Here is an 18,532-nt window from a genome sequence, read left to right on the forward strand (position 1 = left end):
GGTGGCAGGCGCTTTGCAGCACACCCGCATAACGGAAGCGGTACATCGAACCCCATCGCGTACCGCCTTCGCTGATCGAATATATCGATCATCCAGCCTACTTCACGCTCACGCTCTGTTCTTCCCGCAGCAGTAGCGTGCGCAACTTGCCGCGCGCTCGCGAAAGACGCGACATCACCGTGCCCATCGGCACATTCAACGCTTGCGCCACCTCGGCATAGCTCATCTCTTCAAGCCCGACCAGCAGCACCACTTCACGCTGCTCCGCAGGCAACTGCTGCAACGCGCTGTCGAGGTCGCGCATCTCGAGTTGGCGCGCATGATTGCCGTCTACGCAGAGCCCATTTTCGATCACGCATGCTTCGTCTACCGCAACGTGCTGACTGATTCTTGCCGGACGCATCACGTCGTTGACGAACACGTTGTGCATGATCGTCATCAACCACGCGGCGAGATCGGAGTTGGGGCGAAAGCGCGACGCGTAGCGCAGGCCGCGCTCGAGCGTGTCCTGCACCAGATCGTCCGCCAGTTCGCGGTTGCCGAGCAACGCACGCGCATAGCGGCGCAGGCGCGGCACGTGGTGCAGCATATCGTCGCCGACGCTCATTGTTTGATTCGCCGGTTCAAGCCGGGCTCCCGTGCTGGCGCCGTCCCTCGTTCGATGCGTCTGCAACGACGCATCGAATGCGGGGACGGCATCGTCTCTGTCGAAATCTGCGCTTCGCATGCAAGCGTCACGCGGGTTCATGCGGCGTCACGTGTGTGGCGTGTGCGCTCATGTGCACTCGTTTGCGTTTACGCAGCGGCGCGCGGCGCACGCAGCCGTTTGGCGATCCACCCATCCAGCGCAAACGGTCCGGCTCCGCCGAGCACCAGCGCAGCGAGGCAGGCCAGATACAGCAGATCCGTTTCATAGCCCGGCGGTCCGAATTGCGGGCCCGCCGCAGTGACCGCCATCAGCTTGATCGACGTGAAGCCGAACTGCAGATGCACGGTGAACGTGGCAACCGCCAGCACCACCGCCATCGGAATGCTGATGAGCGGCACGAAGGCGCCGACCAGCATCGCGAAGCCACCCGCCAGCTCGATGACGATCGTGGCCCATGCCATCAGATGCGGTGCCGGCACGTTGAGCGCATGCAGGATGTTCGCGAAAGCCTCGGGATGCTTGATGATCTTCGCGTACCCATGTGCCATGTACCCATATCCGACGATCAGGCGCAGCGGCAGCGCAGCCCAATGAGCTAGCCTTGTGCGATCCGTCAACAGGGATGCGACTGTTTCTGCCAGACGGCAAGCGTTCTTCATTGCGCGATAACCTCATAACGTGGTGTTCAAACGAACTGGAAGCGGCGCACAGATGCGGCCGTCACGGTAGTTCGTTCGCGCAATGCAACGGGTTACAAGGTCAGGCGAATTTGCTGCTGCTGCGGCTTGCGCCGCAACGCGATCAACGAGCTTCAGGAACCGAAGAAGATGTTGCAGAAGCTGACCGGGCCGGTGCATGAGCTCGCGTTCGCGTCGCGTGCATCGCTACCGGATGGGCCCGGCATCGATGCGCAGCCTGCCAGCAAGGCCACGGTCGCGGCGGCGAGCAGCACGCCTCTACTGCGGCGTGCGGTGTGGAGCAGCGTGCGCAGTGCGCGGCGTCGATGCATGCCGCGCACCGGCTGCCCATCGGTCGAGGGGGGATTGATTTGCATGCCGGAGACCTCACTGAGTGGCCATGGTGCCCGCATCCGCAGTCGCGCGGTTCTGCTGCTTGCCTTCCTTCGCAAGCGCTTGCTGCTTCAGATAGGCGACCGTGTCCTTGTAGGCGGGGCTCACTTCAGGATAGGACGCATCGGTCACGAAATCGAGGCCGTTCTGCTTGGCCTGCACGAGTTCCTGATAGACCTCGGCGCGCGTCTTGCCTTGTGCGAATACATTGGCTGAACTGAATGCTGCCAATGCCAGTGCGAACATCGCGAACTTCTTCATGGTCGTCTCCTTGACGTGTTGTGCGGTATGCAAACGGGTAAACATGGCCTGTCGCGCAGATATTCCTGACGCGTCGAAAAAGTCACGATGAAATGACGCACACGTGCAGCGGAAAAAAGTTTTTGATGAATTGCACTGCGCAGAGGGAATAACGGCGCTACTCGCGCGGTTTACGCATGCCAGACGGGGGAACCGCGAAGCGAAGTAGCTTCGCACGCGTGCGCACTGCAGGACCGCAGACGAAGTGCGTATGCAATACAAGCGGCAATATAGGCGGCGATGTAAGCGCGTTATATGCGGCGCTATCAGCGAGGAAGAGCAGCAGCGAGGAGGAGAACCGCCGGCATGATGGCCGGCGGTTCGTTCACGCGAACACTGAAGGTTCGCGCGGCAGCAAGAAAGTCAACAAATCCAGCAGCAGCGTCAGGCCGTAAGCTTCGCCGCGGCTTCTTCGATCTGTGCGCGCGAAACGGCCAGCTCTTCGAGCCACGCGTCCGCGTACACCACACCCGTTTCGCGCTCGAGCCGTGCGATCGCCGCGGCGCAGCGCGCCGCATCCTTGGGCGTCGCGATGAAGGCCTTCACCGATTGCCCATCCTTGAATGCGTCGAACAGCGGCACGCGGATTTCATCGGGCAAATTGCGCGTGGTCCATTGATACGGCTTGCCGTTGAAAGTCAGCGTGGGCGGCAGCACACGTTCTTTCTTCGCCGCGGGAATCAGCCCGAAGGTACGCGCCGCGTCGCCGATCTGCTCGGCCGAGAACAACTCGTCCGGCGTGATGTCGAACTGGCGGATATACGTTTCGATAGCCTGAGTGGCGGCGGCGCGGTCGTCGCGCTTTTGCTGCGCGCGCGCGACGATCTCGCGCAGTTCGTCGGCTTCGTCGCTGCTGATCGTGAAGCTTGCCTGCTTCTGCTGGAGCTCGGAAAAGCGCTGGAATTCGTGGTCGGACAGAAGTTTGGCCATTGCGTGTCGGTGCTTAACGGATAGAGCACACGCGCGAGCGCGCATGCGGCGGTTTCTGGAAGGGCCGCCATTCTAACGCATACGCGCGTGCGGTTGAATGCGGCGCCGTTACGCGCCTTGTCCGTCGCTGGCCTGGTTCGGCAGGTTCGCGTCGTGTGCTTCGTGCGCGCCCGGCTCGCGAAACATCGATAGCGCCTGTACCGTTTCGCGCAACATCGCGAGCGTCTGGTCGAGGGTCGGCGCGACGTATTCGTCGATGCGCTTCAGAAACGGGCAGGTCAGCGCCGCAATCGCCTGGCCCGACGACGCGAGCAGCGGCACGGTCAGGTCGGTCACGCCGAAGATCTGCTGGCTGTCTTTCTGCGAAAAGCCTTGTGTGCGAATCTCGCCGCAGGCCTGTTCGAGCGCATCGTGATCGATCGTCACTTCGCCTTTTACGGCAGTGTGTTCGGCCAGCATCTGCGCGCGCTGTTCGAGCGTCTGGAACGCCAGCAGCGTGCGCCCCGAGCCGGTATCGATCAAACCGACGCGCGCCCCGAGCCGCACCGAAATGCCCCACGTGCCCGGGCCATCCACCTGCGCGATCACCAGCAGATTGCCGCGGTCGTACACCGACAAATGGCACGACTGCTCGGCCTGCGCCACAAAGCGCTGCATCAGCGGCACCGCTTCGGAGATCAGCCGCTCCATCGGCGGGTGGCGGTGCGCGAGCGCGTACAGCTTCAGGCTCAGCGAATAGCGGTCGCCGCCCGCCGAGCGCATCACGTATTGCCGCGCCACCAGCCGCTCGAGCATCCGGTACATCTCGCTGGCATTGCGGCCGAGCAGTTTGGTGATCTCGGCGCGCGTCAAACCGCCTTTCTGCTCGGCGAGCAATTCGAGTATGTCGAGGCCCTTGTCCAGCGCGGGTGCGCGGTAGCGGTCGCTGTCGTCCTTGTCTTCGAGGTCCATTGTGACCGGCTGATGTCTGTTTGCGGGTTGCATCGATTATCTGAATATTCGGTGCGCGAGCCGCCAGGGAAAACACGGACGGCTGCTGCACTGCACATGTCTTGACTTAAAAAAGTTCGTATATGAATAATACGTTCACTGGTGAATCGATGAAATAACGATACACCGGTCAACGAGAAAGCGCAGAACAGAAGTCCCCTCATCCTTCGAGTTCCGTACAGGCGGCCGGCGTGGGGGGCTGGCAGTTCACCAAACGCAAGGTCATCAGGAGACAAGGATGAAATTCGTCAACGGGTCGCGTCCGGCGCGCCGTCTGGTTCGCTCGGCCGTCGCGGCCGCTATCGCCGCCGCGGGCGTCGTGGGTGTTGCAGGCATCGCCGGCGTTGCCATTAGCGGCGTCGCACAGGCCGCCGAGGCCGGCAAGGTCGGGCTTGGCCTGCCGCTGCTCACGTCGCCGTTCTGGCAGTCGTACAACAACTATCTGCCGAAATACGCGAAGGAAATGGGCATCGACATCCTCGCGCCCGTCAATTCGAACAACGACCCCGCGCAGCAGATCACCGACATGAACAACATGGTGAATCTCGGCGCAAAGGGCATTGTGGTCGGCCCGATCGATTCGGCGGCGATCAGCCGCGCGCTCGACTCCGCCGCGCAGAAGAACGTGCAGGTGGTCGCCGTGGACGTCGCGCCGACGCAAGGCAAGGTAGCAATGGTCGTGCGCGCCGACAACCATGCGTATGGCGAGAAGGCGTGCAAGTACATCGGCGAGCACGTGAAGGCGGGCAAGGTGGTGCAGATCGAAGGCGATCTCGCATCGGTGAACGGTCGCGACCGCTCCGAAGCGTTCCGCGCATGCCTGAAGAACTTTCCGGCCCTGTCATTGCTCGAGATTCCCGCAGGGTGGAAAGGCGACGTCGCCGCAAGCTCGCTGGACAGCCTGCTGACCGCGAATCCGGATGTGAAGGCGATCTACATGCAGGCGGGCGGTGTGTACCTCGCGCCGACGCTGCAGACACTGCGCCGCAAGCAGCTGCTGGTGCCGGCGGGGGATCCGAAGCACATCGTGATCGTCAGCAACGACGGCATTCCGCAGGAGTTCGACGCGATCCGCAAGGGCGAGATCGACGCGACGATTTCACAGCCCGCCGATCTGTACGCGAAATACGGGCTGTTTTACATGAAGGCCGCGCTCGCCGGGCAAACCTTCAAGCCGGGCCCGACCGATCACGGCAGCACCATCGTGCAACTGCAGCCGGGCGTGCTTGAAGACCAGCTGCCGGCGCCGCTCGTGACGAAGTCGAACGTCGACGACAAGAACCTGTGGGGCAATACGCTGAAATGAGCGATACGACGCACGCAACGCACGCAACGAGCTCGGCGATCGCAGGCACCGCGCCGGTCGTCGAGGCGCTCGGCGTAGGCAAGCGTTTCGGTTCGACGTTCGCATTGCGCGACGTGTCGATGCGCGTGCTGCCCGGCGAGTCGCATGCGCTGGTCGGGCGCAACGGGGCTGGCAAGTCGACGCTGGTGTCGTTGCTGACGGGCCTGCGCAAACCCGACACCGGCGAGGTGCGGTTTGCCGGCGCAGCCGCGCCGGCGATTGCCGAGCGCGACGCATGGCGCGAACGCGTGGCGTGCGTCTATCAGCATTCGACGATCATTCGCGATCTGACGGTGGCCGAAAATCTGTTTATCAACCGGCAGCCGGCCAGCCGCGGCGTAATCGACTGGCGCGCGATGCGTCGCGACGCGCGTACGCTGCTCGACCACTGGAAAATCGATGTGCGCGAAGACGCGCGCGCCGGCGATCTGTCGGTCGAAGCGCGGCAACTGGTGGAGATTGCGCGCGCGTTGTCGTATGGCGCGCGCTTCATCATTCTCGATGAGCCGACCGCGCAACTCGATGGCGATGAAATCAAGCGGCTCTTCAAACGCATTACGGAACTACAGCGCGAAGGCGTGACGTTCCTGTTTATCTCGCATCACCTGCAGGAGGTGTACGAGATCTGCCAGGCGGTGACGGTGTTGCGCGATGCGCGGCATATCGTCAGCGCGCCGGTGTCTGCATTGCCGCGCGAGCAACTGATCGAAGCGATGACCGGCGAGCGCGGCGGTCTTGCGGTGCCCGACGCCGCGGCGCGCGCGCCGCTGCCCGCCGACGCACAGGTCGCGCTAGGCGTGTCCGGTCTGTCCGGTGCCGATTACGACGACGTGTCGTTGCAGGTCAAATGCGGCGAAGTGATCGGCCTGACCGGCGCGACCAGCAGCGGACGCACCAGCGTCGCCGAGGCGATTGCCGGCTTGCGCACCTTCCGGCGCGGCGAGATTCGCGTCGCCAACGGCGCCACGCTGCCCAGCGGCGATGTGCCGGCCGCACTGGCGCTCGGCATCGGCTGCGTGCCGAAAGATCGCCATCGCGAAGGCCTCGTGCTGTCGCAGTCGATTGCGGAAAACGCGTCGATGACGATCGCGAAGCTGCTTGGCCGTTTCGGCATCGCCACGCCGGCGAAGAAGAACGCATTCGGCCGCAAGATGATCGATGCGCTCGGCATCGTCGCGCCCGGGCCGGAACTGCCGGTGTCGGGGCTTTCCGGCGGCAACCAGCAGAAGGTGGTGATGGCGCGCGCGCTGGCCACCGATCCAAACGTCCTCGTGCTGATCGACCCCACTGCCGGCGTCGACGTCAAATCGAAAGAGGCCTTGTTGTCGGTGGTCGATCGTGTGCGTGAAGAGGGCAAGGCGGTGCTCGTCGTATCCGGCGAACTCGACGATCTACGCACCTGCGATCGCGTGCTCGTGATGTTCCGTGGCCGTATCGCGGCCGAATTCAACGCGGGTTGGCAGGACCACGACCTGATTGCATCTGTCGAAGGAGTCAGTCTCCATGAAGCATAGTGTGCCAGGCGCAGCCTTCGCGTCCGCGCAGGGCCAAAGCGGCACGGCGGCGCACGCCGGCCGGCCGCGCATCGAATTCGCCCGACTGCGCGACCTCGCGTTGCTGCCCGCGCTCGCGCTGTTGCTGCTGATCGGTGCATTCGTCAGCCCGAGCTTTCTGACGAAAGCGAATTTGATCAGCGTGCTCGGCGCGTCGGCGGCGCTTGCATTGGTCGTGCTCGCCGAATCGCTGATCGTGCTGACCGGCAAGTTCGATTTGTCGCTCGAGTCGACGGTTGGCATTGCGCCGGCGGTCGGCGCAATGCTGGTGATGCCGGCGGCGTCGGCCGGCTTTGGCCTTGAATGGCCAGCTGCGTTTGGCTTGCTCGCGATCGTTCTGGTCGGCGCGTTGATCGGTTTTATCAACGGCTTCCTGGTGGTGCGGCTGCGCCTGAATGCCTTCATCGTCACGCTGGCCATGCTGATCGTGCTGCGCGGCATGCTGGTCGGCGCGACCAAGGGCGGCACGCTGTTCGACATGCCGCCTTCGTTCTTCGCGCTCGCTACCACCATCGTGTTGGGCTTGCCGTTATCGGTGTGGCTCGCGGCCGCGGCGTTCGCTGTCGCTGCATTCATGCTGCGTTATCACCGCCTCGGCCGCGCGCTCTATGCGATCGGCGGCAACCCCGAAGCGGCGCGCGCAGCAGGGATTCGCGTCGAGCGTGTCACGTGGGGCGTATTCGTGCTCGGCAGCATTCTCGCTTCGATCGGCGGGCTGGTCGTGACCGGCTACGTCGGCGCGATCAACGCGAACCAGGGCAACGGCATGATCTTTACCGTGTTCGCCGCGGCCGTGATCGGCGGGATTTCGCTCGACGGCGGCAAGGGCACGATGCTCGGCGCGCTGTCCGGCGTGCTGCTGCTCGGTGTCGTGCAGAACCTGCTGACGCTCGCGCAGGTGCCGTCGTTCTGGATTCAGGCGATCTACGGCGCGATTATTCTCGGCTCGTTGATGGTGGCGCGCATCGCGAGCGGCGAAGGGCAGAACTGATTGAAAGGGCTGTACCCGATGGGCGACAACCCGCGGGTATAGCCCACGCGCAGCAACCCGCGAGTAACCATTTTTGCAAACACGCCGACCAACACCATGACAGACCCCCGTTTGATCCTGCTGAGCCCGCAGGACAATTGCCTTGTCGCTGCCGCGCGGCTCACAGCCGGCACCGAACTCGACATCGAAGGCGAGCGCGTGACGCTCGCGAAGACCATCGATCTCGGCCATAAGGTCGCGCGCCGCGCGCTCGTCAAAGACGAAAAAGTGCTGCGCTACGGTGCGGTAATCGGCCACGTGACCGCGGACGTCGTACGCGGCGAGCACCTGCACACGCACAACCTCGAAAGCGACTACCTGCCGACCTACACGCACGACGCAGGCCACGCGTTCGTCCAACACTGATCCGACGCGGCTGCGCGCCGCGCACCCCACACCATGACCGACATTTCCGTAGCAACGGCAAGCGCAACTGCAGCAGCCTCCGCAGCAACCGCGGCCGCCACCGCGCAGCCCGTTCTGCAAGCCTATCTGCGCAGCGACGGCCGCAAGGGCATCCGCAATGTGATCGCGGTCGCGTACCTGGTCGAATGCGCGCATCACGTGGCGCGCGAGATCGTCACGCAGTTTCGGGCGCCGCTCGATGCGTTCGACGATCCGTCATTCGCGCAGGAACCGCCGGTGCATCTGATCGGCTTTCCCGGCTGCTACCCGAACACCTACGCGGAAAAGATGATGCAGCAGTTGTGCACGCATCCGAATGTCGGCGCGGTGCTGTTCGTGTCGCTCGGCTGCGAGAGCATGAACAAGCACTATCTGGTCGACGTGGTGCGCGCCAGCGGCCGGCCGGTCGAAGTACTGACGATCCAGGAAAGAGGCGGCACGCGCAGCACGATCCAGCATGGCGTCGACTGGGTGCAGCAGGTGCGTGGCGAGCTCGCCCGGCAACCGAAAGTGCCGATGGCGTTGAGCGAACTGGTGATCGGCACCGTCTGCGGCGGCTCCGACGGCACCAGCGGCATCACCGCGAATCCGGCAGTCGGGCGCGCGTTCGACCGGATGATCGACGCGGGCGCGACCTGCATCTTCGAAGAAACCGGCGAACTGGTCGGCTGCGAGTTTCATATGAAAAGCCGTGCCGCACGGCCGGAACTCGGCGACGAGATCGTCGCGTGCGTCGCCAAGGCGGCGCGCTACTACTCGATTCTCGGGCACGGCAGCTTCGCGGTCGGCAATGCGGATGGCGGCCTGACCACGCAGGAAGAAAAGTCGCTCGGCGCGTACGCGAAAAGCGGCGCATCGCCGATCGTCGGCATCGTCAAACCGGGCGACGTGCCGCCCACCGGCGGCCTCTATCTGCTCGACGTGGTGCCCGACGGCGAGCCGCGCTTCGGCTTTCCGAACATCAGCGACAACGCGGAAATCGCCGAACTGATCGCGTGTGGTTCGCATCTGATCCTGTTCACGACCGGGCGCGGCTCGGTGGTCGGTTCGGCGATTTCGCCGGTGATCAAGGTGTGCGCGAATCCGGCGACTTACCGCAACCTGTCAGGCGATATGGACGTCGATGCCGGGCGCATTCTCGAAGGCCGCGCGACGCTGGAAGAGGTCGGCCTCGAAGTGTTCGATACGACGGTGGCCGTCGCACAGGGCAAGCCGTCGAAATCCGAAACGCTCGGCCACCAGGAGTTTATCCTTACGTACAAGACCTTCGAGCCGGTCGGGCCGGCTTGCCTGCCGTCGCGCGCGGCGCTGCCGCAGCGGGTGGTCGAGATCGCGCCGCACTAGCAGTGGCCGCGGCCCACGCGGCCCAAGCGGTTGGTAAGCGGCACATGACCCGCGACGCACAAGACACAGGAGACGTGACGAATGGCATCCGCAAACGATTCGAAAGTCGCGCGGCGCCGCGCGATCGGCCGCCGCGCGCTGCAGGTGAGCGGCCTCGGCCTCGGCACCGCGCCGCTCGGCGGGCTGTACCGCGACCTGACCGACGAAGAAGCGCAAGACACCGTCGATGCCGCATGGGACTGCGGCGTACGCTTTTTCGACACCGCGCCGCACTACGGCCATACGAAGGCGGAACACCGGCTCGGCGACGCACTGCGCCGCTACCCGCGCGAAGATTACGTGCTGTCGACCAAGGCCGGCCGCCGCTACGTGCCGCGCAAGAACGCGTATGACGGCAGCGAGGGCTGGCAAAATCCGTTGCCGTTCGAGGCGATCTACGACTACACGCACGACGGCATCCTGCGTTCGTTCGAGGATAGCCAGCAGCGTCTGGGTATCGTCGATATCGATATCCTGTTGATTCACGACATCGGCCGCGTCACGCACGGCGACAAGAATCCGCTCTACTGGAAGCAGCTGACCGATGGCGGCGGCTTTCGCGCGCTCGACGAACTGCGTTCGGCGGGCGTCGTGAAGGCGGTCGGGCTCGGCGTCAACGAAGGCGCGGCGATCATCGAAATGATGGTCGAGTTCGAGATCGACTGCGCGTTGCTTGCGGGCCGCTATACGCTGCTTGAACAGGACACGCTGAACGATCTGCTGCCCAACTGCGAGAAGCACAACGTCAGCATTCTGCTGGGCGGCGCATTCAATTCGGGGATACTCGCGCGCGGCGTAGCGGGCGACCTGAAGTTCAACTATGGCGCCGCGCCGCCGGAGGTGATCGCGCGCGTCGAGCGTCTCGAAGACGTGTGCCGCGCGCATGGCGTGCCGCTCGCGGCTGCGGCGCTGCAGTTTCCGTATGCGCATCCAGCGGTCGCGACGGTGTTGACCGGCGCGCGCAGCGCGGACGAAGTACGCGAGAACGTCGAATCGTTCGAGCGGCCGATTCCGGCCGCGCTGTGGCAGGCGTTGCAGGACGAAGGCTTGATCGTCCGCCACGCGCCGCTGCCGAAGGATTGATATGACGGCGCCGCAAATCGATGCACACCAGCATTACTGGGATCCGGCCCGTGGCGACTATGGCTGGCTCACACCCGAGCTCGAGCCGCTCTACCGCGTGTTCGGTCCGGCCGACCTCGCGCCGCTGCGCGCGCATGCGGGCATTGCGCGAACCGTGCTGGTGCAGGCCGCGGCCAGCGTGGCTGAAACCCGCTACCTGCTAGAGATTGCGCGCGGTGAGGCGTCGGTCGCGGGCGTGGTCGGCTGGGTGCCGCTGCTCGACGCGGATGCGCCCGCGCTGATCGCCGAACTCGCGCGCGAGCCGAAATTCAAGGGCGTGCGGCCGATGCTGCAGGACCTGCCCGACGACGAGTGGATTGCCAACCCCGCGTTGAAGCCCGCTATCGACGCGTTGATCGCACACGACCTCGCCTTCGATGCGTTGATCTTCACGCGTCACGTTGCGGCGCTCGAAACGTTCGCGCAACGCTTTCCAGCACTGCGCATCGTGGTCGATCACGGTGCGAAGCCGCCGATCCGCGACGGCGCCGCCGGCTGGCACGCATGGGCCGAAGGCATCACGCGGCTCGCGCGGCTGCCGCATCTGCATTGCAAGGTGTCGGGTCTCGCGACCGAAGCGGCCGCGGCCTGGACCGAGACCACGTTGCGTCCGTATGTCGATCACCTGGTCGCGGCGTTCGGACCGGCGCGGCTGATGTGGGGCAGCGACTGGCCGGTGCTGAACCTGAATGGCGACTATCTGCTGTGGCATGCGGTGGCGACGTCGCTGCTGGACGCGCTGCCCGATGCGCAGCGCGAGGCGGTGTTCGGCGCGAACGCCGCGGCGTTTTACCACATTCAAACTTAACTGGAGCCGTTAGATGACACAACGACTGGCCGGCAAAACGGCCTTGATCACCGCCGCCGGACAAGGCATCGGTCTCGCCACCGCCGAGCTCTTCGCGAGCGAGGGCGCGCGCGTGATCGCCACCGACATCAAGCTCGATGCGCTCGCTGGCAAGCCGGTCGAAGCGCGCAAGCTCGACGTGCGCGACGCCGCGGCGATCAATGCGCTGGCCGCCGAACTCGGCCCGCTCGACGTGCTGTTCAATTGCGCGGGCTATGTGCACGCCGGCTCGATTCTCGAAGCCAGCGAAGAAGACTGGGACTTCGCCTTCGACCTGAACGCCAAGGCGATGTACCGCACCATCCGCGCCTTCCTGCCCGGCATGCTGGAGAAGGGCGGCGGCTCGATCATCAATATGTCGTCGGCGGCGTCGAGTGTGAAGGGCGTGCCGAACCGCTTTGTATATGGTGCATCGAAAGCGGCCGTGATCGGCCTGACCAAGGCGGTCGCCGCCGATTTCGTCACGCGTGGTGTACGCTGTAACGCGATTTGCCCGGGCACGGTGGCTTCGCCGTCGCTCGAACAGCGAATCGCCGCGCAGGCCAGCGCCCAGGGCGCGAGCGTCGACGCGGTGCAGGCCGCCTTCGTCGCGCGCCAGCCGATGGGCCGCATCGGCAAGCCGCAGGAGATCGCCGCACTCGCGCTCTATCTGGCGTCCGACGAATCCGCGTTTACCACCGGCCATGCGCATGTGATCGACGGCGGCTGGTCGAACTAGTCTGCGCCGCTGAAACTGCTTTGAACCTCGCTTTGAACTTCTATCGAACTTACAGGAAAGCGCCACGATGAAACTGCTTCGTTACGGACCGAAAGGTCAGGAAAAGCCGGGCCTGCTCGATGCGCAAGGCAAAATTCGCGATCTGTCGAAGGTGATCGACGACGTCGACGGCAGCACGCTGTCCGATGCGAGCCTCGCGGAGCTGCGCGCGCTCGATCCGGCTTCGCTGCCGCTGGTCGAAGGCAATCCGCGTATCGGGCCGTGCGTCGGCAAGATCGGCAAGTTCGTCTGCATCGGCCTGAACTATGCGGATCACGCGGCTGAGTCGAACCTGCCGGTGCCGCCGGAGCCGGTCGTGTTCAACAAGTGGACCAGCGCGATCTGCGGCCCGAACGACGACGTCGAGATTCCGCGCGGTTCGAAGAAGACCGATTGGGAAGTCGAGCTGGGCATCGTGATCGGCAAGGCGGCCAAATACGTCGACGAGGCCGACGCGCTCGACTACGTGGCCGGCTACTGCGTGATCAACGATGTGTCGGAGCGCGAATGGCAGATCGAGCGCGCGGGCCAGTGGGACAAGGGCAAGGGCTTCGACACGTTCGGCCCGATCGGCCCGTGGGTCGTCACGCGCGACGAAGTCCCCGATCCGCAGAACCTGAAGCTGTGGCTCGAGGTGGATGGCCACCGCTATCAGAACGGCAGCACCAAGACGATGATCTTCGGTGTGAAGAAGCTGGTGTCGTATCTGTCGCAGTGCATGAGCCTGCAGCCGGGCGACGTGATCTCGACCGGCACGCCGCCGGGCGTCGGCATGGGGGTGAAGCCGCAGGCGGTGTACCTGAAGGCTGGTCAGACCATGCGTCTGGGCATCGAAGGGCTCGGCGAGCAGCAGCAGAAGACTTATGCGGCGGAATAGGGCGGCCCGATACGGCAGCTCAATGAGGCAGCTCAATGAGGCAGCTCAATGAGGCAGCTCAATGAGCCAGCCCGATAACGCGGCGCAATAGCGCATCGCGGGCGGCAGGCGGCGGCAGCGCTGCCGCCTATTTCCCTTCCTGCGGCAGGCTCTCGAAACCATCGCCGATCTTGTTGATGGTGCCTTGCGCGACTGCGACGAGGCGCTCGCGATCCCCATCCGTGACATACACGCTGCACTGGCAGGTCGCCTGATGGCGGCCCGCATACACCACCTGCGCGCGCGCCATCAGAATGCCGCTCACCGCCGGCCGCAGGTAATTGATCTTGTACTCGCCGGTAATCACCCTGGGCCCCAGCGCCAGCGCGCCGGCGAAGGTCAGCGCGTTGTCCGCCAGATAGCTGATCACGCCGCCATGGACGAAGCCGTGCTGCTGACGCAGCTCGTCGCGGATCGGCAGGCACAGCGTCAGCTCGTCGGCGCCGACGTACATCAGTTCGGTGCCGAGCAGGGTGCTGAACGGCTGCGCATGCAATGCGCCGCGCGCCCGGTCCAGTAGGTCGGTCATCTCGATTCCTTCGGGCTGAGCCCGCTGTGACGCTTCACCCACTCTAGGAAGCGCCGCGCGCTGCCGTCAAGGTAATACGGAAAAAATCGCGATGTAATTGTTGTGAAAAGTAACGTAAATGGGAGGGTGGCCGGGTTAACCGCAGGCAGCAGCACGATATGAAAGATTTCGGCGCCGTGTTTGAGATTTCCTGTTCGTGTTGGCGGCGCGTCGATAGCTCGGTTATCTTTGCAAAAGACTAAAGCTCTCACGAGGTCACCGATGAAACCCTCGATCGACGCGTTCCACGACCCGGTGACGGGGACGCTCAGCTATGTCGTTCATGCCGGCCACGGCTCGCCGTGTGCGATCGTCGATCCGGTGCTCGACTACGATGCGCGCTCCGGGCGCACGTCGACGCAGTGCGCCGACCGGATCGTCGATTTCGTGCGCGAGCAGCAACTGCAGGTGGCGTGGCTGCTCGAAACGCATGCGCATGCCGACCATCTGTCGGCGGCGCCTTATCTGCGCAAACAGCTGGGCGGCACCACCGCGATCGGCGAACACATCCGCGCGGTGCAGAAGATCTTCGGACCGGTATTCAACTTCGAGCCGGCATTTCAAGCCGATGGCTCGCAATTCGATCATCTGTTCGTTGCCGGAGAAACGTTCCGGGTCGGCGAACTCGAGGCAACGGTGCTGCACGTGCCAGGCCATACGCCGGCCGACGTCGCTTATGTGTTCGACGGCGCGGTGTTTATCGGCGATACGTTGTTCATGCCGGACGTCGGCACCGCGCGCTGCGATTTTCCGGGCGGCGATGCACGCACGCTGTATACGTCGATTCGCCGCTTGCTCATGCTGCCCGGCGATACGCAGCTTTATATGTGTCACGACTATCCGCCCGGCGGGCGAGCCGTGTGCTCGCACGCGACGGTGGCCGACCAGCGGGCACGCAATATCCATGTGAACGAGGCCGTCGAAGAGCACGTGTTCGTCGCGATGCGCACCGCGCGCGACGCGACGCTCGGCATGCCGACACTGCTGATTCCATCGATCCAGCTGAACATCCGCGCGGGCGTCGAGCCGCCGCCGGAAGGCAACGGTCTGCGTTATCTGAAGACGCCGCTCAATGTGCTTTGACGGCGCTGTGGTCGGCCGCGTGACACGCGTTCATAGCGCCGCGTAGGCGGTCGCGAGGTGGTACGGCGTGGTAGACGGCATGTCGTCGCGCGCCACCTCGCCTGATGGCGTCTTGCATTCGAACCAGCCTTGCGGGCGCAGGAAGCGCTCGCTAAAGCGTGCGATCTGCTGCGGCAGCAGCGCGCGCACCTGCGCGTCGCCATGCACCGCAAGCGCGCGCAGATACTCGGATTGCGCCCAGATGCGCTGCGTCGCATCCTGGAGGCTGCCGTTCATGTCGAGCGCCGCGGCCACGCCGCCCGTCAGCGGGTCCACGCCTTGCTCCTGTGCGAACAGGAAAGCGCGCGCGAGCGCTTCGCGCAGCCCCGTTGCATCGAACAGCGCGCCTGCCTGTTGCACCAGCCAGAACCATTCGAACTGGTGGCCGGGCTCGAGTCGATTGTCGTCGCCATTGCGCTGCAACTGCGGCAGAAGCGGCAATTCGGCGACGCAGCCGGTGGGTTGATGCACGAACACGCGAGCGATCGCGTTGCCAAGCCGTTCGAGCGCGGTATCGAACGCGGCATCGTGCGTCGCGTTGCGCGCCGCGAGCCACGCTTCGGTCAGATGCATCAGCGGGTTCTGCTGCAAGCCGCTGGTGACGGTCGCGAAGTCCGCGCTCAACGCGGCATGCAGCAGGCCGCTGGCCGGCGCGTCGTTGCGCACCGCAAAACGCGTTTCGATCAGATCCGACGTGTGCAGCACGGTATCGAGCGCGTCGTGGTTGCCTGAGCGCGCAGCATATTCGGCGCACGCGAACACGATGAAGGCATGCGTGTACAGGTCCTTCGTCGTGTCGAGCGGCGCGCCTTGCGCATCGACGCTATAGAACCATCCGCCGCGTTGGTTGTCCTGAAAGTAATGCAGCAGCATCTCGAACAGCCGCTGCGCATGAGCGGCGGCGCCGGCCTGTGAAAATACGAACAGCTGGCGCGCGCAGGCCATCGCGCGATAACGCACTGCCGGCATCGGCGTGCGGCCGTCGCCGGCAACGGCTTCGTAGGGCAGGCCGAGTGCTTCGTTGAAGCCCGGCCCGCGCCAGATCGGCAGGACGACATGGGCGAAATGCTCGTGCAGCGAAGCGGCGCCGGCGGTCGTCGAAGCGGGTGGTCTCATGATGTTGGTTAGCAATGGAGCAGTAGTGCGGGAAGCCGTACGAAAAGTCATGCGCCACCGCGGTTCGGCGGCAGGCGGCGGCTGAATAACCCGCTATGGTACGCCGCCCGGCGCACCGATGGGCTAGCGCGGCCGGGGCGGTCGACCGGACCGGTCAGAAATCAACCAGAAAAAGGGGGGAAGCCACGCGGGTCGCGGCGCAAGTGGTATCCGGCAGCGGCTTTCTCGGGGCGGGCTCGATCCTGCTGCGTTCAATTCGAATCTGGCGTGCGCACCTCGGATTGCGCGTTGCGCGCTCGATCGAGCGATACCGTGCCGCGCGAAATGCGGTACCACGCGGGCACTTCGAACGCGAGCCACGCATGCAATATGCATGCATGCACGAACGACAGCATACAGAACACCACGGTCGCGCCAAACGCCCATTGCAGTTCGGTCAGGGTGCCTGCCGGGCTAGCCGCGCGGTGTGTGCCGGCTGACGGCAGCAATGGGCCGATCACGTTTTGCAGCACGCCGGTGCCCCACACCAGCAGCAGAAACAACGCGCCGCCCGCCAGCGCGCTGATGCCGAAATAGCGCAGCGCGACCTGCACGCGGCTGCCGTAGGGCTTGCGATGATGCCGCTGGTTCGCATCGACGATCGCGAGCACGTTGGTGGCTGCCACCACGGCCATCGTCGACGGCCAGAAGTACGGGCTGTCGCTATGCGCATCGATTAGCAGCAGCACGCCGATCACGAAAAAAGGCGGCGCGAGCAGCGTGCTGGCGAGCCACGATGCCCCCTGCCACACATGCCATGGCGTGCGCCAGCGCAGCTCCCGCGGCGCGTGGCGCGGGTCGGCGATGCGAATCGGTTGGTTCAGGCTCATCGTTACGTTCATCCGGATTGATCGTCTCTTGCCTGCTTAGACGTAACGAACTTCGATAACCCGCACGTTTTTATGCATGAAAGATGGCACGCGGGTTTTGTCACAAGCCTGACTCAAAACTTAAGCTACCTTGAAAAAAGACCCATCCAGAGTTTCAGGCTCTGGATGCAGCACACGCGAATAAAAAGGAAAGGTAGTGGAGCAGTCCCTGCACGACGCGGCCGCAGCCGCGCCCCAAACCGGCGCTGACGAAGCGCCGTTGATCAACCTGCGCGATACGGGCCGCTTTCTCGAAGTGCTGGCGGCGCTCAAGTGTTCGCTAGCCATCAGCCGGCGTCCGTCCGGTGTTGCGCTGATCGGCGTCGAGCATGGTGTGCCGACGCTGTCGGCCTGTCTGCTGCCGCGTTCGATGGGACTTGCGGTGGGCGGCAAGCGGCTGGCGATCGCGACCAATCACGAGCTGATGATCTTCGCCAACGTGTCGACGCTCGCGCCGCTCTATCCCGAGCGGCCCGATTATTACGACGCGATGTTCGTGCCGCGCATGTCGTTTTACACCGGCGATCTGGACCTGCACGACATGGCGTTCGACAAGCAGATCGTGCTCGCTGTGAATACGCGCTACTCGTGCATCAGCGTGATCGACGGGTACTTCAATTTCACGCCGATCTGGCAGCCGCCGTTCGTCACCGAGTTCGCGCCCGACGATCGTTGCCATCTCAACGGCATGGCGTTTCACGACTCGAAAGTACGCTACGTGACGGCGCTTGGCGAAACCAATACCCCGTTCGGCTGGCGCCAGAGCATGACCGATGGCGGCATCGTGATGGAAGTGCCGTCGGGGCGCATCGTCGCGAGCGGGCTGTCGATGCCGCATTCGCCACGCATCATCGATGGCCAGCTGTACGTGCTCGAAGGCGGCCGTGGTGCGCTGCTGCGCATCGATCCGGCAAGCGGTGCAAAGCATGTGGTGGCGACGCTGCCGGGCTTCACGCACGGGCTGGCCGAATATCGCGGCGTGCTGTTCGTCGGCCTGTCGAAGCTGCGCATGAAGCGCGGCCCGCAGGGCTTGCCGATCGAAGCCGAAAGCGACGAACTGGTGGCCGGTGTGGCAGCACTCGACCTGAAGAGCGGGGAGTTGCTCGGCATCCTCGAGTTTTACAACGGTGTCGAAGAAATCCTCGATGTGCAGGTGCTGCCGGATGTGCTGCGCGGCGAAATCCTGAATCCGCGCCAATGGGCCGACATGCCGTCGATCGCGACCATGCGCGGCGGCTTCTGGCAAAGCCGGCCGCGCGAAGAAGACGAAGACGCGCTGAAGGCACAGTGACGCGTGCGACGGCTATGCCGATAGCCGTCCCGGTGCCGATGCACCGACACGCGGCGACGAAAGTGTGCGGGTTTGTGCGGGTCATAACGTCTCAATAGGCAAGGGCGGCAAGATTGTCCGCCTGCGCCCAGGCGGCCATGCATCAGCCGCGCCGCCGTCGACAAAAAAATAATGCGGTTTATTGCGCCTCGTTGCGTCTATGCAATTAGAAGCGTCGCGCGAATGCAGCA

The 18,532-nt window shown here is 64.3% G+C and carries 20 protein-coding genes and 1 pseudogene; 12 read left to right on the forward strand and 9 right to left on the reverse strand.

Going from position 1 to position 18,532, the window contains the following annotated elements:
- Nucleotides 1-97 precede the first annotated feature (97 nt).
- The 6 genes from ACYVNQ_RS03655 to ACYVNQ_RS03680 all read right to left on the reverse strand — a co-directional run bounded on the left by ACYVNQ_RS03655 (nucleotide 98) and on the right by ACYVNQ_RS03680 (nucleotide 3,900).
- Nucleotides 98-607, reverse strand: a complete 510-nt coding sequence (locus tag ACYVNQ_RS03655; RefSeq protein WP_460900911.1) for an RNA polymerase sigma factor — start codon at nucleotides 605-607, stop codon at nucleotides 98-100.
- Between the two features lie 188 nt (nucleotides 608-795).
- Complete coding sequence (locus ACYVNQ_RS03660) at nucleotides 796-1,308, reverse strand: DoxX family protein (RefSeq protein ID WP_460900912.1); 513 nt, start codon at nucleotides 1,306-1,308, stop codon at nucleotides 796-798.
- A gap of 152 nt (nucleotides 1,309-1,460) precedes the next feature.
- Nucleotides 1,461-1,703 carry a hypothetical protein gene (locus ACYVNQ_RS03665; RefSeq protein ID WP_460900913.1) on the reverse strand — a complete coding sequence of 81 codons (243 nt, stop codon included), beginning with the start codon at nucleotides 1,701-1,703 and terminating at the stop codon, nucleotides 1,461-1,463.
- A gap of 10 nt (nucleotides 1,704-1,713) precedes the next feature.
- Nucleotides 1,714-1,980: a DUF4148 domain-containing protein gene (locus ACYVNQ_RS03670; protein WP_460900914.1), complete on the reverse strand. Its 267-nt coding sequence runs from the start codon at nucleotides 1,978-1,980 to the stop codon at nucleotides 1,714-1,716.
- 423 nt (nucleotides 1,981-2,403) lie between these two features.
- Nucleotides 2,404-2,949, reverse strand: a complete 546-nt coding sequence (locus ACYVNQ_RS03675) for a hypothetical protein (RefSeq protein WP_460900915.1) — start codon at nucleotides 2,947-2,949, stop codon at nucleotides 2,404-2,406.
- Between the two features lie 108 nt (nucleotides 2,950-3,057).
- The gene (locus ACYVNQ_RS03680) at nucleotides 3,058-3,900 is read right to left on the reverse strand and encodes an IclR family transcriptional regulator (RefSeq protein ID WP_460900916.1); all 843 of its coding nucleotides are present in this window, start codon (nucleotides 3,898-3,900) and stop codon (nucleotides 3,058-3,060) included.
- A gap of 277 nt (nucleotides 3,901-4,177) precedes the next feature.
- On the opposite strand from ACYVNQ_RS03680, the gene ACYVNQ_RS03685 reads away from it, so the two are divergent.
- The 9 genes from ACYVNQ_RS03685 (at nucleotide 4,178) to ACYVNQ_RS03725 (ending at nucleotide 13,258) form a co-directional block, all read left to right on the forward strand.
- Complete coding sequence (locus ACYVNQ_RS03685; protein WP_460900917.1) at nucleotides 4,178-5,245, forward strand: sugar ABC transporter substrate-binding protein; 1,068 nt, start codon at nucleotides 4,178-4,180, stop codon at nucleotides 5,243-5,245.
- The gene (locus ACYVNQ_RS03690) at nucleotides 5,242-6,798 is read left to right on the forward strand and encodes a sugar ABC transporter ATP-binding protein (RefSeq protein WP_460900918.1); all 1,557 of its coding nucleotides are present in this window, start codon (nucleotides 5,242-5,244) and stop codon (nucleotides 6,796-6,798) included. The genes ACYVNQ_RS03685 and ACYVNQ_RS03690 overlap by 4 nt, the downstream gene beginning before the upstream one ends.
- Nucleotides 6,788-7,828, forward strand: coding sequence for an ABC transporter permease (locus tag ACYVNQ_RS03695; RefSeq protein ID WP_460900919.1), 1,041 nt, complete (start codon nucleotides 6,788-6,790; stop codon nucleotides 7,826-7,828). Before ACYVNQ_RS03690 ends, ACYVNQ_RS03695 begins: the two co-directional genes overlap by 11 nt.
- A gap of 96 nt (nucleotides 7,829-7,924) precedes the next feature.
- Entirely contained in the window at nucleotides 7,925-8,233 is a 309-nt protein-coding gene (locus tag ACYVNQ_RS03700; RefSeq protein WP_460900920.1) for a UxaA family hydrolase, read from the forward strand.
- A gap of 33 nt (nucleotides 8,234-8,266) precedes the next feature.
- On the forward strand, nucleotides 8,267-9,616 hold the full coding sequence (locus tag ACYVNQ_RS03705) for a UxaA family hydrolase (RefSeq protein WP_460900921.1): 1,350 nt from the start codon (nucleotides 8,267-8,269) through the stop codon (nucleotides 9,614-9,616).
- Between the two features lie 81 nt (nucleotides 9,617-9,697).
- The gene (locus ACYVNQ_RS03710) at nucleotides 9,698-10,738 is read left to right on the forward strand and encodes an aldo/keto reductase (protein WP_460900922.1); all 1,041 of its coding nucleotides are present in this window, start codon (nucleotides 9,698-9,700) and stop codon (nucleotides 10,736-10,738) included.
- 1 nt (nucleotide 10,739) lies between these two features.
- Nucleotides 10,740-11,585, forward strand: a complete 846-nt coding sequence (locus tag ACYVNQ_RS03715; RefSeq protein ID WP_460900923.1) for an amidohydrolase family protein — start codon at nucleotides 10,740-10,742, stop codon at nucleotides 11,583-11,585.
- A 13-nt stretch (nucleotides 11,586-11,598) separates the two neighbouring features.
- Complete coding sequence (locus ACYVNQ_RS03720; RefSeq protein ID WP_460900924.1) at nucleotides 11,599-12,342, forward strand: SDR family oxidoreductase; 744 nt, start codon at nucleotides 11,599-11,601, stop codon at nucleotides 12,340-12,342.
- Nucleotides 12,343-12,409: 67 nt separating this feature from the next.
- A complete protein-coding gene (locus ACYVNQ_RS03725; protein ID WP_460900925.1) occupies nucleotides 12,410-13,258 on the forward strand; it encodes an ureidoglycolate lyase in 849 nt (282 codons plus the stop codon).
- 127 nt (nucleotides 13,259-13,385) lie between these two features.
- Here the strand turns inward: ACYVNQ_RS03725 and ACYVNQ_RS03730 are convergent, their stop codons facing one another.
- A complete protein-coding gene (locus ACYVNQ_RS03730) occupies nucleotides 13,386-13,826 on the reverse strand; it encodes a PaaI family thioesterase (protein WP_460900926.1) in 441 nt (146 codons plus the stop codon).
- Between the two features lie 261 nt (nucleotides 13,827-14,087).
- On the opposite strand from ACYVNQ_RS03730, the gene ACYVNQ_RS03735 reads away from it, so the two are divergent.
- On the forward strand, nucleotides 14,088-14,948 hold the full coding sequence (locus ACYVNQ_RS03735) for an MBL fold metallo-hydrolase (RefSeq protein ID WP_460900927.1): 861 nt from the start codon (nucleotides 14,088-14,090) through the stop codon (nucleotides 14,946-14,948).
- Nucleotides 14,949-14,978: 30 nt separating this feature from the next.
- On the opposite strand, the gene ACYVNQ_RS03740 is transcribed toward ACYVNQ_RS03735, so the two are convergent.
- On the reverse strand, nucleotides 14,979-16,103 hold the full coding sequence (locus tag ACYVNQ_RS03740; RefSeq protein ID WP_460900928.1) for an AGE family epimerase/isomerase: 1,125 nt from the start codon (nucleotides 16,101-16,103) through the stop codon (nucleotides 14,979-14,981).
- A 179-nt stretch (nucleotides 16,104-16,282) separates the two neighbouring features.
- Between ACYVNQ_RS03740 and ACYVNQ_RS03745 the strand changes: the two are divergent.
- Nucleotides 16,283-16,354: pseudogene (locus ACYVNQ_RS03745) on the forward strand (MgtC/SapB family protein); the annotation flags it as partial.
- Here the strand turns inward: ACYVNQ_RS03745 and ACYVNQ_RS03750 are convergent.
- A complete protein-coding gene (locus tag ACYVNQ_RS03750) occupies nucleotides 16,355-16,972 on the reverse strand; it encodes a hypothetical protein (protein WP_460901030.1) in 618 nt (205 codons plus the stop codon).
- Nucleotides 16,973-17,168: 196 nt separating this feature from the next.
- Here ACYVNQ_RS03750 and ACYVNQ_RS03755 point away from each other — a divergent pair, with 196 nt between their 5' ends.
- Complete coding sequence (locus tag ACYVNQ_RS03755) at nucleotides 17,169-18,302, forward strand: TIGR03032 family protein (protein WP_460900929.1); 1,134 nt, start codon at nucleotides 17,169-17,171, stop codon at nucleotides 18,300-18,302.
- Nucleotides 18,303-18,532 lie beyond the last annotated feature (230 nt).

The organism is Paraburkholderia jirisanensis (assembly GCF_054782355.1).

What these genes read in the sequence shown, in the direction of transcription:
- ACYVNQ_RS03740 (WP_460900928.1), bottom strand. Translation starts at nt 16,103, where the DNA reads ATGAGACCACCCGCTTCGACGACCGCCGGCGCCGCTTCGCTGCACGAG.
- ACYVNQ_RS03685 (WP_460900917.1), top strand. Translation starts at nt 4,178, where the DNA reads ATGAAATTCGTCAACGGGTCGCGTCCGGCGCGCCGTCTGGTTCGCTCG.
- ACYVNQ_RS03730 (WP_460900926.1), bottom strand. Translation starts at nt 13,826, where the DNA reads ATGACCGACCTACTGGACCGGGCGCGCGGCGCATTGCATGCGCAGCCG.
- ACYVNQ_RS03715 (WP_460900923.1), top strand. Translation starts at nt 10,740, where the DNA reads ATGACGGCGCCGCAAATCGATGCACACCAGCATTACTGGGATCCGGCC.
- ACYVNQ_RS03720 (WP_460900924.1), top strand. Translation starts at nt 11,599, where the DNA reads ATGACACAACGACTGGCCGGCAAAACGGCCTTGATCACCGCCGCCGGA.
- ACYVNQ_RS03655 (WP_460900911.1), bottom strand. Translation starts at nt 607, where the DNA reads ATGAGCGTCGGCGACGATATGCTGCACCACGTGCCGCGCCTGCGCCGC.
- ACYVNQ_RS03680 (WP_460900916.1), bottom strand. Translation starts at nt 3,900, where the DNA reads ATGGACCTCGAAGACAAGGACGACAGCGACCGCTACCGCGCACCCGCG.
- ACYVNQ_RS03660 (WP_460900912.1), bottom strand. Translation starts at nt 1,308, where the DNA reads ATGAAGAACGCTTGCCGTCTGGCAGAAACAGTCGCATCCCTGTTGACG.
- ACYVNQ_RS03690 (WP_460900918.1), top strand. Translation starts at nt 5,242, where the DNA reads ATGAGCGATACGACGCACGCAACGCACGCAACGAGCTCGGCGATCGCA.
- ACYVNQ_RS03750 (WP_460901030.1), bottom strand. Translation starts at nt 16,972, where the DNA reads ATGAGCCTGAACCAACCGATTCGCATCGCCGACCCGCGCCACGCGCCG.
- ACYVNQ_RS03695 (WP_460900919.1), top strand. Translation starts at nt 6,788, where the DNA reads ATGAAGCATAGTGTGCCAGGCGCAGCCTTCGCGTCCGCGCAGGGCCAA.
- ACYVNQ_RS03710 (WP_460900922.1), top strand. Translation starts at nt 9,698, where the DNA reads ATGGCATCCGCAAACGATTCGAAAGTCGCGCGGCGCCGCGCGATCGGC.
- ACYVNQ_RS03705 (WP_460900921.1), top strand. Translation starts at nt 8,267, where the DNA reads ATGACCGACATTTCCGTAGCAACGGCAAGCGCAACTGCAGCAGCCTCC.
- ACYVNQ_RS03670 (WP_460900914.1), bottom strand. Translation starts at nt 1,980, where the DNA reads ATGAAGAAGTTCGCGATGTTCGCACTGGCATTGGCAGCATTCAGTTCA.
- ACYVNQ_RS03725 (WP_460900925.1), top strand. Translation starts at nt 12,410, where the DNA reads ATGAAACTGCTTCGTTACGGACCGAAAGGTCAGGAAAAGCCGGGCCTG.
- ACYVNQ_RS03735 (WP_460900927.1), top strand. Translation starts at nt 14,088, where the DNA reads ATGAAACCCTCGATCGACGCGTTCCACGACCCGGTGACGGGGACGCTC.
- ACYVNQ_RS03665 (WP_460900913.1), bottom strand. Translation starts at nt 1,703, where the DNA reads ATGCAAATCAATCCCCCCTCGACCGATGGGCAGCCGGTGCGCGGCATG.
- ACYVNQ_RS03675 (WP_460900915.1), bottom strand. Translation starts at nt 2,949, where the DNA reads ATGGCCAAACTTCTGTCCGACCACGAATTCCAGCGCTTTTCCGAGCTC.
- ACYVNQ_RS03700 (WP_460900920.1), top strand. Translation starts at nt 7,925, where the DNA reads ATGACAGACCCCCGTTTGATCCTGCTGAGCCCGCAGGACAATTGCCTT.